The 12,661-nt window shown below is 69.3% G+C and carries 8 protein-coding genes; 4 read left to right on the top strand and 4 right to left on the bottom strand.

The features are described from left to right. Window positions 1-7: 7 nt before the first annotated feature. The 3 genes from HQ312_RS07530 to HQ312_RS07520 form a co-directional block, all read right to left on the bottom strand. Complete coding sequence (locus tag HQ312_RS07530) at window positions 8-1,159, bottom strand: diguanylate cyclase (RefSeq protein WP_222638245.1); 1,152 nt, start codon at window positions 1,157-1,159, stop codon at window positions 8-10. A gap of 81 nt (window positions 1,160-1,240) precedes the next feature. Beyond that, the gene (locus tag HQ312_RS07525; RefSeq protein ID WP_261782119.1) at window positions 1,241-2,119 is read right to left on the bottom strand and encodes an SDR family NAD(P)-dependent oxidoreductase; all 879 of its coding nucleotides are present in this window, start codon (window positions 2,117-2,119) and stop codon (window positions 1,241-1,243) included. Continuing rightward, window positions 2,116-3,600, bottom strand: coding sequence for an NAD(P)/FAD-dependent oxidoreductase (locus tag HQ312_RS07520; protein ID WP_222638244.1), 1,485 nt, complete (start codon window positions 3,598-3,600; stop codon window positions 2,116-2,118). Before HQ312_RS07520 ends, HQ312_RS07525 begins: the two co-directional genes overlap by 4 nt. Window positions 3,601-3,726: 126 nt before the next feature. On the opposite strand from HQ312_RS07520, the gene HQ312_RS07515 reads away from it, so the two are divergent. Further along, on the top strand, window positions 3,727-5,082 hold the full coding sequence (locus tag HQ312_RS07515) for an NADH:flavin oxidoreductase/NADH oxidase family protein (protein WP_222638243.1): 1,356 nt from the start codon (window positions 3,727-3,729) through the stop codon (window positions 5,080-5,082). A gap of 7 nt (window positions 5,083-5,089) precedes the next feature. Here HQ312_RS07515 and car read toward each other — a convergent pair whose 3' ends face one another. Next, window positions 5,090-8,641 (bottom strand): carboxylic acid reductase, encoded by a 3,552-nt coding sequence (car, locus tag HQ312_RS07510; RefSeq protein WP_222638242.1) that lies wholly within the window; start codon window positions 8,639-8,641, stop codon window positions 5,090-5,092. Between the two features lie 200 nt (window positions 8,642-8,841). Between car and HQ312_RS07505 the strand changes: the two genes are divergently transcribed. From HQ312_RS07505 to HQ312_RS07495, 3 genes are all read left to right on the top strand, one after another. After that, a complete protein-coding gene (locus HQ312_RS07505; protein WP_027503994.1) occupies window positions 8,842-10,218 on the top strand; it encodes an AarF/ABC1/UbiB kinase family protein in 1,377 nt (458 codons plus the stop codon). Next, window positions 10,197-10,766 carry a TetR/AcrR family transcriptional regulator gene (locus tag HQ312_RS07500; RefSeq protein WP_056447269.1) on the top strand — a complete coding sequence of 190 codons (570 nt, stop codon included), beginning with the start codon at window positions 10,197-10,199 and terminating at the stop codon, window positions 10,764-10,766. The genes HQ312_RS07505 and HQ312_RS07500 overlap by 22 nt, the downstream gene beginning before the upstream one ends. A gap of 152 nt (window positions 10,767-10,918) precedes the next feature. Then, window positions 10,919-12,646 (top strand): cholesterol oxidase substrate-binding domain-containing protein, encoded by a 1,728-nt coding sequence (locus HQ312_RS07495; protein ID WP_222638241.1) that lies wholly within the window; start codon window positions 10,919-10,921, stop codon window positions 12,644-12,646. Window positions 12,647-12,661 lie beyond the last annotated feature (15 nt).

The raw sequence follows: 12,661 nt of genomic DNA, 5'->3' as shown, positions 1-12,661 counted from the left end.
CCACCATTCAACCGGTCGACGCGAGACCGCGCGCCGTTCCCCCGTCCACGGCGACGCAGTGCCCACCCGATCGCTTCGCCCGGTACATCGCGGTGTCGCCCCGATCGACGAGCTCGGTGAGTGTGGCCGACAGGCGCCGGCGATCGTGCAGCAACGCGGTCGTGCTCGCCATCGCGAGCCCGACACTGGCGGTGACCGCCGGCCCCGGGATCCTCTCCGCCACCGCGTCGCGGACGGCGCGGGCGGCCCGCAACGCCGCGAGCGCGTCGTCGTACAGATCGAAGACGAGGAACTCCTCGCCGCCGTGGCGTGTGACCACGGCGGTGGGTCCCGCCGCGCGTACCAGGCTGTGTCCGACGCGCACCAGCACCTCGTCGCCGACGTTGTGTCCGAGTTCGTCGTTGATCGCCTTGAACTTGTCGAGGTCGAGCACGATCACGGCAGCCACGGGGTGGGCAGCGGCGGCGCGGGTGGTCGTGGAACGCATGTCGTCGGCGAGGAGCATCAGTCGGGACTCGAGCCCCCGGCGGTTGCTGAGGCCTGTGAGCGGATCGGTCAACGACTTGTCCGCGTCGACGCGGATGAGATGGACACCCAGCTCGATCACGAGGGGGACCACCACGCCGACGACGGTCAGCATGATCGCCTTCGCGACGGCGATGGTGAGGTCGTACTCGGGATCGAGCGCGACCTTCACGGCGAGGACCGTGATGGAGAACGCGCACCACAGGACGTGCACGAGTAACACTCGTGGCCCCAGCAGGAAGGTCGCGTAGGTCCCGAGGAGCACCAGGAGTCCGGCGCCGCTCAGACCCGCGAGCGAACTCGAGTCGAGGAAGCAGACCACGGCGATGGCGATGTCGGCGTAGGCGAAGAAGACGACGGACTCGCGGAAGGACGGCCAGTGCGCGACGTTCCAGCGCACGGCCCAGCCGATTCCGCCCACGATGGTCACGACGACGACCGCGCGGTCGACGAGACCCTGCGCCCCGGACGGCGATCCGAGCGACAGGATCGCGATGGCCGTGACGACGAGGGTGAGGCAGGAGATCAGACCGCGCATCCATCGCGCGAGACCGCGCGACTCCACGAACAGCCGCAACTGCTGCGTGTCACGCTGGGCGGTCCAGCATTCCCGGAGCAGCGCGGCGAGCGTCATGCGTCGGAACGATACCCGTGACAACGGACACTGGTGGTGCTGATGACCAGTGTGGGGGTCACAAACGGGGAAATAGCCGAATCAGGGCTCTCGACGTTCGAGCCGCGCGACGAGCGTCCGGATCGTCCGGTCCTTCTCCAGCACGAGATCGGACAGCGGGTTCGCTGTCCCGCGCATCGCCGAATAGGCCCGCCACCGTCCCGGAAGCTGGATCCGTGCTGCTCGTCGCTCGATACCGTCCACCGCTCCCGCCGCGAGAGCCTCGGGGGAGATGGGCGTGAGAAGGGGTGCGGGGAAGGCTCGCGCCACCAGAGCGGTCGCGATGTCGTCGGCGCCGAAGGCCACGTCCGCGATGGGGGTCGCGACCCACCCCGGGTACAGGATCCCCGCGGTCGCGCCCGTGTGAGCGAGCTCGGCACGCAGGGCGCGACCGATCTGCTCCACCGCGGCCTTGGTCGCGGCGTACGGAGCGTTCGCCAGGCCGTTGAGATAGGCGTAGGTCGACGACGTGATCAGCACGTGGCCGCGGGCGGCGACGATGTCCGGCAGTGTCGCCCGGATCGTGTTCCACACGCCGTTCAGGTTGACCGAGACGACACGCTCGAAGACACCGTCGGGAACGGTAGCCACGGTGTACGCGGTGTCGCCGCTCGAGATGCCCGCGTTGGCGTGCACCACGTCGATCCCGCCGAACCGGTCGTGGACGGTGGCGACGGCCGCACGAAGTTCGTCGGGAGACGTCACGTCCACGCGGAGGGCGATCGCCCGGTCCCCCAGGGCACGAGCGACGTCGTCGACGGACGGAGCGACGTCGAGCAGCGCGACCGCGGCGCCGCGGGAGACGAGTTCGCGCGCGACGGCGGATCCGATGCCGCCGCCGGCCCCCGTCACGACGGCCACGCGCCCGTCGAGGCGGAGCCGCGGGGATCTCCGGAACATGCCCGGGGTGCCGGAGATCATGACGCTGCCACTGCCTCGGTGTCGGTCGACGCGGGCCGCAGGACGTGGTCGTCGTCCCGGAACGAGCCGGCCAGTCTGCGGTAGGTGAAGCTGAAGCCGGGGAACATGGCGATCACGCGTCCGGACGCGGACTTGTACCAGCTCGTGCAGCCACCGTTCTGCCACACCGTGCGTGTCATCTCGTCGTGGATCATCGCGGTGTAGCGCTCCTCGGCGGCGCGGGTGACCTCCACCGTGCGCGACGACGTCCGCCGAGCGTGCTCGATGGCCGACATGATGTACCGCATCTGGGCCTCGATGACGAAGATGGCGCTCGTGTGGCCGATCCCGGTGTTCGGTCCGGTGACGATGAACAGGTTCGGGAAGTCGGGGACGGTCGTGCCCAGATAGGCCCTCGGGTAGTCGGACCACACGTCGCGGAGCGCGGTGCCGTCCCGGCCGATGACCGGGTAGGAGATGACGCCGTCGGTGGCGTCGTATCCGGTGGACCACACGATCACGTCGAGGGGGATCTCGCGCCCCGTCGCGGTGGTGATGCCGGTGGGGGTGACTTCGGCGATGCCGTCGTCACGGTCGTGGAGCGTCGTGTTCGCGGAGCTGATGGCGGGATACAGCGTGTTGGACAGGATGATCCGCTTGCACCCGATCGTGTAGTCCGGTGTCAGCCTGGCCCGGAGATCGGGGTCCGCCACCTGGTCGCGGAGCAGATTCCGTGCGTGACGCTCGGCGAACAGCCAGAGGCCGACCTTCGAGTACTTGAAGCCGATGATCCGGGCCTCGAGCTTCCAGTAGATGGCCGCGCGCAGTGCTCGACGCACGAAGCCCACCCGCAGGGCACGGCGTTCCCAGGGTCGAAACTTCCGATCGGGTCGGGGCATCACCCAGTGCGGGGACCGCTGGAAGACGTGGAGCTCACCCACCTCGGGCTGAACGGCCGGGATGATCTGCGCCGCGCTCGCACCACTGCCGACGATGGCGACACGCGCGCCGGCGAGGGGGACGTCGTGGTCCCACGCGTTGGTGTGGAACTGGGCGCCCGCGAAACTCTCGCGACCCGGGAAGGGCGGAACGACAGGCGTGCTGAGCGGCCCGGTCGCGTTGACCACGAACTGCGCACGATAGTCACCCGCTGTGGTCGTGACGTGCCAGGAGTCGTCGACCCACTCGATGCGCTGCACCTCGGCGCCGAGCACGGTGAGATCGTCGAGACCGTGCTTGTCCACGACGTGGCGGGTGTAGTCCTCGAGCTCGCTCTGCACCGCGAACATCTGCGACCAGTCGTACGGCTCGGACGCGATCGAGTAGAGCGGGCTCTGCACGTCGACGGCCGCTCCGGGGTAGGAGTTCTGCCGCCAGGTTCCGCCGGCGAACTCGCGTCGTTCCAGGACGACGATGTCGTCGATGCCGCGACGCAGCAGTTCGATGGCGGCGCACTGCCCACCGAACCCGCTGCCGATGATGACGACCGTGACGCTGCGCATCGCGCTCCCGAGTGGTGGGGCGCCCGTTCACGGACACCGCGGCAAGTGATGACAGCTATCATCACACCACATCTGGTGTACTCCGGGGAACGGATCCACCCACCCATTCACCCGACGAGGGGTTCCATGCCTGACGTGTCGCTGTCCGCACCGCTGACGTTGCCCAACGGACAGGTCCTGCCGAACCGGATCATGAAGTCCGCGCTCAGCGAAGCGCTGGGTACCCGTGACAACGCCCCGGACGAGAGACTGTCGCGTCTCTACCGCCGCTGGGGCGATGGTGGCTACGGGCTCCTCGTCACCGGGAACGTCATGGTCGACCACCGGCATCTGGGCGAGCCCGGCAACGTCGCGGTCGCGGACGGACGCGACCTGGACGCCCTCTCCCGCTGGGCGAAGACGGCGCAGGACGGTGGCAGTCCGATCTGGATGCAGATCAACCACCCCGGCCGTCAGGGCAACCCGGTGACGACGGTCGGCGGCACCCTGGCGCCGTCCGCGGTGGGCCTGGACATCCCCGGGATCCCGGCGCCCCGCGCGGCCAGCGGCGCGGAGATCGAGGACATCCTGTCGCGGTTCGCGACGACGGCCGCGGTCGCCGAGGAGGCGGGGTTCGACGGAGTGCAGATCCACGCCGCCCACGGTTATCTCGTCAGCCAGTTCCTCTCGCCCCTGACGAACCTGCGGACCGACGAGTGGGGCGGCGACATCGAGGGCCGCGCGCGTTTCCTGCTCGAGGTGGTGCGACGAGTACGGGCCGCCGTCTCCCCGGGCTTCGCCGTCGGCATCAAACTCAACTCGGCGGACTTCCAGCGCGGCGGTTTCAGCGAGGACGAGTCCCGTGAGGTGGTCTCGATGATCGGTGATCTGCCGGTCGATCTCATCGAGATCAGCGGCGGCAGCTACGAGTCGCCCGCGATGATGGGCACCGCGGTGTCGGCCAGTACGGCGTCGCGCGAGGCGTACTTCCTCGACTACGCCGTCACGGTGCGCGACCTCGCTCCCCACATCCCGCTCGCCGTGACCGGTGGGTTCCGCACGCGCGACGGAATGTCGGACGCGGTGCGGTCCGGTGCGTGTCAGATGGTGGGACTCGGCCGCCCGACCGCCGTCCTGCCCGGAGCGGCACGGGACGTTCTCGACGGCACCGTCAGCACACTGCCCAGCCCGTCCATCTCCGTTCCGGTGCCGGCCCGCTTCGCGACCCACCGCTCGGTCCGGTCGCTGGGGGGACTGCTCGATCTGCAGTGGCACACCGATCAGTTGCATCTGATGGGTGCCGGCAAGGATCCGGATCCGGCTCGGCCCGTGGCGAAGACGATGCTGTCGTCGTTGCAGCGCAACGGGATCGACGCTTTCACCGCGGCGCGGCGAGGATCCGGTGGCGGTGCGAGCTCCCCCGTGGGGACAGTGTTCGCGCTCGCACGCCATCGGATCCTCGATCCCGCCGTCCGGCTCGTTCGGTCACGCACCGGACGCTGATCGGCTGTCAAACCGTCGGGATCAACCCCAGCGCCTCGAGATCACGCACGTACTTCGCGACGAGATCGCGCGACAGGTGCGGGATGTCGTCGATGTCCGCCAGTGCCGACCCCGGTGTCGACGTGTCGCGGACCGCGGCACGGAACACCTCGGCCGGCAGGGGTGACCCGGCGGTCGGCAGGTCCGGCCGCGCGTAGGCGTGCCGCAGCGGCAGCACCGAGGCGGACCGCTGCGCCGACGGCAGGGACTCGAGCGCGTCGGAGAACTCGGCGAACCACGTGTCGTAGTCGGCGATGCGCCGAATCGTTCTGCCGGACTGGATGATCCAGTCGACGACGGTGTCGAGAGAGATGCCGTCGTCGTGCGGATTGAGCACGTCGAAAGTCCGGTGTCCCGACGTCGCGCTGCCACCGAGCTCGGTAATCGCCGCTGCGGTGAAATCGGCGGGGAGTCCGTCGTAGTGTGCGCGCGGCCGCCCTGCATCGTCGACGGGTGCGCCCGTGTCCTGCCGGTAGAACGTCTCCGGGGCGATTCCGGTGGCGATCAGCGACAGCACCGTGCGGGTGAAGATGTCCGGGACGTTGAGCTGACCGGTCCACCGGGGATGCGCCAGGATCATGTCCGAACGGAAGACGGTCACGGGGAGTCCGAAGGCGTCGGAGGCGTTGCGCAGCACCACTTCACCCGCCCACTTGGAGGTGCCGTATCCGTTGGCGTACGACTCGTCGAGGGCGCGGACCGGACTGATCTCGCGGATGTCGCCGTCCTCGGAGAAGGCCTCGACGCCCGCCGCGACGGCCACGGTGGACAGGTAGGTCACCGGCTTGAGGTGATGCGTCAGGGCGAGCCGGGCGATCTCGGCGGTGCCGATCACGTTGGGGCCGAACAACTGCTCGTACGGCAGCGCGTGATTGACGAGCGCCGCGGGATGCACGATGCGGTCGACCCGCTCGGCCAGCGACGCGTACTCCTCGTCGCTCACGCCCAGGTTCGCCTCGCCCACGTCGCCGACGACGACCTCGAGCGCGGTGTCGGCCAGCGTCGTCCACCGCGACCACAGGGCCGGGTCGCCGGTGTCGAACGCGGTGTCGAGACGGGCACGAGCGTCCGCCGCGGTGCGTCCGCGCACGAGGCACACGACGGTGCCGCCGACCGCGGCCTGGCGTTCGAGCCACTCCAGGCACAGGAAGCGCCCGAGGTATCCGTTGGCGCCCGTGAGCAACACGGTCCGGGTGTCGGTGCGCACCGGTCCCACGTCAGCCGCGGACGAGAGGAACTCGTCGCCGAGGACGGCGCTCAGCGTCAGCTGATCGGCACGGGCCTGCGTCGCGTGCGCTCCGTGCACCGAGGCGAAGGTCGCGGCTCCCGTGGCATCCGCGTCGCCGCGTCGCCGCTCGATGTGGGTCGCGATCGCCGCGAGGTCGGACGACGGCGCGATGACGACCGTGACGGGGACGTCCACCTCGAAGATGTCCTGCAGCAGGGTGGCGAACGTCAACGCGGACAACGAGTCACCGCCGAGGTCGGTGAAGTGCGCATCGGGTGAGACCTCCGTGCCGGCGCATCCCAGCAACGCCGCGGCGGCCTCGCCGACGGTCTCCAGGACGGGTGCGTCGGCGCCGCGGCGGCGTAGTTCGCTCATCTTCGCCGTCTGGCCCTCGTCGATCTCGCGGTACCTGTCCTCGAGCGCCTCGCCGTAGCGCGCCGTCAGAGCGGGACGCAGCTGCTTGTTCGCTCCCGAGAGCAGACCGTTCTCCTGCGTGAAGGGCTCCGCGGCCAGGACGATGTCGCGCGGAACCTCGTAGGACTCGAGCTGCTCCTCGCGCGCGAGGGCCTGCAGGGAGTCGAGCACGGTGGCGGTGTCGGCTCCGTCGGCGGGCACGACCACGGCGAGGAGGTAGGACCGCTCGCCGCTGCCGTGCAGATGGATCTGGTCGACGGCGTCGGCGGACGCGTAGATCGACTCCAGGCGCGAGAGGGCGACGAACTCGCCCTGCGCCAGTTTCAGCACGTTCTTGCGGCGATCGACGTACACGAGATGGTCCGGCTCTGTCTCCGCGACCACGTCCCCGGTGCGGTAGAAGCCGTCCGCACTGAACATCTCGGCCGTCACGTCCGGCCGCTTGTAGTAGCCGGGCACGAGGGAATCGGTCTTGAGGAGAAGCTCACCGCGCGGGTAGGGGCGGTCGGTCACCGCGTACCCGAGCTCCGGAACGTCGTCGAGGCGGTACTCGAGCACCGGCGGCCGCTGGACGACGCCGTCGAACAACACCATGCCGGCCTCGGTGGAGCCGTAATTGTTCTGCACCGTCGTGTCCAGGAGTTCGGAGACGAAGTCGATGACCTCGGGGGAGGTCGGCGCGGTACCCACCACTGCGGAGAGGATGCGGCCACCGAGAGTGGTGGATCGCATGTCCTCGAGGACCTCGGCGCGGACGGCGTCCGCGCTCTCGCCGGTGCGGTGCGCCCGGGTCTCGATGCGTCCGAGGGCTGTCTGACGCAGTAGATCGCACACGCGGGGAACCAGCATGGCCACGGTCGGCCGGGCGAGTGCGTAGTCGTCGAGAAGCGTGGACAGATCGCTCGAACTCGCGAAGTACACGATGCCGCCGGCTGCCAGGGTCGTGAACACCACCGCGCGCCCGGCGAGATGGCTCATGGGCAGGTAGTCCAGCGTGATCGCACCGGGTCGCCCGGCCTCGTCGGACTCCGCGCTCTGGTCGTACCAGTGGGACGTCGACCACAGGCGCGAGACGATGCGCTGGGTGTGGATGGCGCCCTTCGGGGTCCCGGTACTGCCGGAGGTGTAGATCAACGTGGCGATCCGGTCGGGATCGACGGCCTCGGGGCCGGCGAGCCGGGGGAGAGTGCGACCGCGTGCGATCGCCTCCCGCAGCGTCTCGATCGCGAGCACCGTGCCCGGTGCGGATCGTCGAGCCTCGGCGAGGCGGTCCTCGTCGTCGTCCACACGGTCGTCGTGGTCGAGGACGACGATGCGGCGGATGCTCGGGCACGCGGCGGCCACAGCCGTGGCGGTGGACAACTGTTCGTTGTCGACGACGAGTGCGACAGGCTCTACCTCGGCGGCGATGTCGGCGAGGCGTCCGGGAGCCGCGCCGGACTGGAGGGGAACGGCAACGGCACCGGTCCGGACCGTCGCCAGTTCGGCGACGACGTAGTCGGCACCGGCGAATCCCAGGGTCGCGACGAAGGTGTCCGGAGTGGCGACGTCGCCGAGTGCGGTCGCGAGATCGAGGGCATCGGACCACAGCGATCCATAGGTGATGGTGTCCATGCGCTGCTGGAGCCGACGCACCCGGCGACCGTCGTCCGCGGGCTCGACGTCGTACGCCCGGCGACCCAGCGCGGGCCGGTCTGCGTAGCGGTCCATGACCACCTCGACCATGGCGTGCAGATCGGGCGTCAGGTCCGCCACCTGTGCCGACACCGCGGGATCGGCGGCCGCGGCGCGCACCTCGGCGTCGGTGTCGAACAGGTGTGCCGCGCGGGCGGCGACAGCGTCGGTCCGTGTGTCTCCTGATGTGATGGTGCTGGTCATGCTGTGTTTCCCCCTCTGATCGACGTCGCGCGGTCCCCGTCGCGCGGTATATCGTTACTCGAAGTAAGAGTAAGCCCTCGCGGACCTCCGGAAACGTGATGTGCGACATAGCGTGCCCGAGATGTCCGGTGCGCCAGAAACTTCCGGGTCCGCGGTGCCGCGATCGATCGAGCGCAGGCACGGTGCGGGATACTGGGGAAGTGCCGGAGAAGATGCCGACGTCCAGGGTGGCCCGGGGCGCCGAGGTGGGTCGCCTCGTCGCGGGTCGCACGGCGCGTAACGCCACCATGCGAGTACGCATGGCGGGTCGCACCGAGGAACTGCGTGCCGCCCTCACGGCGAAGGAGGCGGTCCGCTCGGCCGAACGGCTGGTGACCGTCCTGGGCGGTCTCCGCGGAGCGGCGATGAAGCTGGGCCAGATGCTGTCGATGCTGGACCTGTCGTTCGTCCCCGACGAGCACCGCGACGAGTTCCACCGCAAGCTCGCCGAGTTGCAGAGCCGCGCACCCACCGTCTCGTTCGACGACGTGCGCACTGTGATCGAGGCGGATCTGGGCGAGTCGATCGAGTCGCTCTACGCCGAGTTCGACGAGAGCCCGTTCGCCGCCGCGTCGATCGGTCAGGTGCATCGTGCCCGCTTGCACGACGGCCGGGAGGTGGCCGTCAAGGTGAAGTACCCCGGTATCGACGACGCGGTGCGGGCCGACCTGAAGAATCTGTCGTTCTACGTCAAGCTGTTGCCGGCGTCGATCCCGATGCTGTCTTCCCGTGCCGTCGTCGACGAGTTGCGCCGAAACCTCGAGGCGGAACTCGACTACCCGGCGGAGGAGCGGACGCAGCGCCGCGTCGCGGCACTGTATCGGGAGCACCCGCACTTCTTCATCCCGGACACCGTGCCGGAGCGGTGCGGCGCGGCGGTCCTGACGACCGAGTTCGTCGACGCGGTGCCGTTCGACGAGATCCGTGCGATGTCGGCGGAGGTGCGAGACCGGGTGGGTGAGACGGTGTTCCGCTTCTACATCGGGTCTCTGCACACGCTCGGCGAGTTCTGCGGTGACCCCCATCCGGGCAATGTCCTGCTGGCTCGGGACGGGCGCGTCACCTTCGTCGACTTCGGTTTGTACCTGCGGATGAGTCCGGCGGACGTCCGTTTCGAGAGAGAGTGCCTGCGAGCGGCGATCGAGGGGCGCGGAGACGATCTGCTCATCGCCATGTCCGCGCGGGGGATTCTCGACCCCGGCGCCGCCGTGACGGCGAGCGATTGTCTCGACTACGTCTGCGCAGCAGCGGAACTCAGTCTGAACGACGGGTCGGTCACCGTGACGCCAGAGATGGCGGGGGCGTGTTTCGTCCTCGCCGTCGACCCGCGATCGGGCAGTTTCGGCACCATGACCAAGCAGTGGTTGCCGCCCGAGCACGTCTTCTCCCGTCGCGCGGACTTCCTGACGTTCGGCATCCTCGGGCAACTTCGTGCCACCGCGAACTGGGGGCGGATCGCGCGCGAGTGGTTGTACGACGAACCGCCGAGCACCGCCATGGGTGTGGACATCGCCGCATGGCAGCCACCGCCCGCGTGAGGGAACGCATCCTCGCGGCGGCGGTGCGACGCCTCGAGCTCGGTGGTTTCGACGGCGTGACCATCAGTTCCGTGGCCGACGAGGCCGGTGTCTCCCGCCCGACGGTGTACGCGCACTTCGGTACCCGCGACGCCCTGGTGTCGGACGCGTTGCAGGACGTGAGTTCGCGTGTCATCGGGTCCGTCGTGTCCGCGGTCGGCGAGCGGGAGTCGGTGTCCGAGTTCGTCGTCGAGGCCATGGTCGCCGCGCGTGCGGCGTTCCGGTCGTCGCCGGCGTTGGCGCCGCTGGTGCATCCCGGCCGTGGAACGGTGATCTACGACGGATCCGCCTTCGGGATCGACGCGCTGAGCCTGACCCGGTCCTTCCTCACGCCCCTGGTGGGAGCGCCCGCCGAGGCCGGCGGCGACCTCGACGAAGTCGCCGACCTCTGCATTCGCATGTTCCTGTCCGTGGTGCAGTTCGACAGCGAGGCGACCCGCTCCGACGACGCGCTCCGGGGCTATCTGCGCCGCCGCCTCGTGCCGGTCCTCGACCTGCCCGGCGCGTGACCCACCCGGCCGAGACCCTCCCGGACTTGACAATCTTTACGGGTATGTCAAAGGTGTAAACCATCCGGGGGGACAAGCAGATCCGGACTGCCCAGCAGTGCGCTCACGAGGCGTGGGGCTCACATCATCCGCATCTCGCGCATCGGGGACTCATGCCATCGTTCGACCGTCGATCCTTCCTGTCCGCATCCGCCGCCTCGGCCGTGGCCGCCACGCTCGCGGGGGTGTGCCGGCCCGTGCCGGCGGGAGCTGTTCCGGCGGGTGTCGGGGAAGGCGTCGCCGCGCCACCCGACTTCCCACCGGGAATCCCGCTGTTCCGGCAGCGGTACCAGAACTGGTCGAAGGAGATCGTGGTCGACGCGGTGTGGACGTGTTCGCCGCGATCCGCCGACGACGTGGTGACGCTCGCGAACTGGGCTCACGCCTCCGGTCACCGGCTGCGGCCGCGCGGCGCGATGCACGGGTGGACCCCGTTCACCATCGAGAACGGCGAGAACCTGGACCGGGTCGTGCTCGTGGACACCATGACCGCGCTGACCGGTGTCACCGTGGACACCGCGTCGTCCACCGTCACCGCCGGTGCCGGCGCGACTCTGTCCGACGTCCTCCAGGCGCTGGAGGACCACGGTCTCGGATGGTCGAGTGTGCCCGCGCCGGGGGTTCTGTCCATCGCGGGCGCTCTGGCTGTCGGGGCGCACGGCGCCGTGGTACGCGCAGTGGGAGAACAGGTTCCGATCGGTTCGTCGTCGGGATCCTTGAGCAATCTGATGACCTCGATGACGGTGGTCGCGTGGAACGGGACCGGGTACGCACTGCGGACCGTCGCCCGGTCGGAGGCCGACGCGCCGGATCTCGCGGTCCATCTCGGCCGAGCGTTCGTCACCGAGGTGACGATGCAGGCGCATCCGGCGACTCCTCTGCGATGCGAGAGCATCACCGACATCGGCTGGGCGGAGTTGTTCGGAGCGCCGGGGGCACCGGGGCGTACGTACGTCGATTTCCTGGACCGGTCCGGCCGCGCGGAGGCGATCTGGTACCCGTTCACCGACACTCCGTGGCTCAAGGTGTGGACGCCGACTCCCGTGCGACCGCCGTCCTCCCGCGAGGTCGACGGACCGTACAACTACACGTTCTCCGACACCCTCCCGGAAGCGGTGTCCGACGCGATCGGTGCTGTCGTGTCCGGGCGGACGGAACTGACGCCCGCGTTGGGTCAGGTGTTCCTCGCGACGACGGTGGCGGGGCTCGCGGCCACGGGGTCGTCGGACATCTGGGGAGCGCCGAAGAACACGCAGTTCTACATCCGTCCGAGCACACTGCTCCTGACGGAGGGCGGCGGTGCGGTGATCACGGCTCGCGCGAACGTGGCTGCGGTCCTGCACGACTTCACCCGCTGGTTCCGAGAGCGCACCGAGCACTACGCGTCCCTGGGGCAGTTCCCGATCAACGGCCCAGTCGAGATCCGGTGCTGTGGTCTCGACCAGGGCTCGGACGTCCTCGTCGACTCGGCCGGCCCTCCGACGATCTCGGCCATGCGTCCGATACCCGATCGTCCCGAGTGGGACACGGCAGTGTGGCTCAACGTGCTGGGCATTCCGGAAACGCCCGGGATGTTCGCGTTCTATCGCGAGATGGAGCAGTGGATGCGAGAACGTTTCGACGGTGCCGATGCGGTGTTCCGGCCGGAGTGGTCCAAGGGGTGGGCGTTCGACGAGGACCGCCCCTACCGAGACGTGCAGGCGCTCGCGGCCACCATCCCCGACTCGTTCCGCGACGGGTACTCGGGCGAGCGGGACTGGGACTCCGTCGTCGGCACCGTCGACCGACTGGACCCACACCGCGTGTTCGGCAATGCCTTCCTCGACCGATTCGTCCGATGACGTGGTGATGCAGGC

This window comes from Rhodococcus sp. BP-316, from assembly GCF_019836105.1.
Taxonomy (GTDB): Bacteria; Actinomycetota; Actinomycetes; order Mycobacteriales; family Mycobacteriaceae; genus Rhodococcoides.
Note: the sequence above shows the minus strand (reverse complement) of the source record. Positions and strands in the feature narration are given on the sequence as shown.

What these genes read in the sequence shown, in the direction of transcription:
- HQ312_RS07530 (WP_222638245.1), bottom strand. Translation starts at nt 1,159, where the DNA reads ATGACGCTCGCCGCGCTGCTCCGGGAATGCTGGACCGCCCAGCGTGAC.
- HQ312_RS07525 (WP_261782119.1), bottom strand. Translation starts at nt 2,119, where the DNA reads ATGATCTCCGGCACCCCGGGCATGTTCCGGAGATCCCCGCGGCTCCGC.
- HQ312_RS07520 (WP_222638244.1), bottom strand. Translation starts at nt 3,600, where the DNA reads ATGCGCAGCGTCACGGTCGTCATCATCGGCAGCGGGTTCGGTGGGCAG.
- HQ312_RS07515 (WP_222638243.1), top strand. Translation starts at nt 3,727, where the DNA reads ATGCCTGACGTGTCGCTGTCCGCACCGCTGACGTTGCCCAACGGACAG.
- car (WP_222638242.1), bottom strand. Translation starts at nt 8,641, where the DNA reads ATGACCAGCACCATCACATCAGGAGACACACGGACCGACGCTGTCGCC.
- HQ312_RS07500 (WP_056447269.1), top strand. Translation starts at nt 10,197, where the DNA reads ATGGCAGCCACCGCCCGCGTGAGGGAACGCATCCTCGCGGCGGCGGTG.
- HQ312_RS07495 (WP_222638241.1), top strand. Translation starts at nt 10,919, where the DNA reads ATGCCATCGTTCGACCGTCGATCCTTCCTGTCCGCATCCGCCGCCTCG.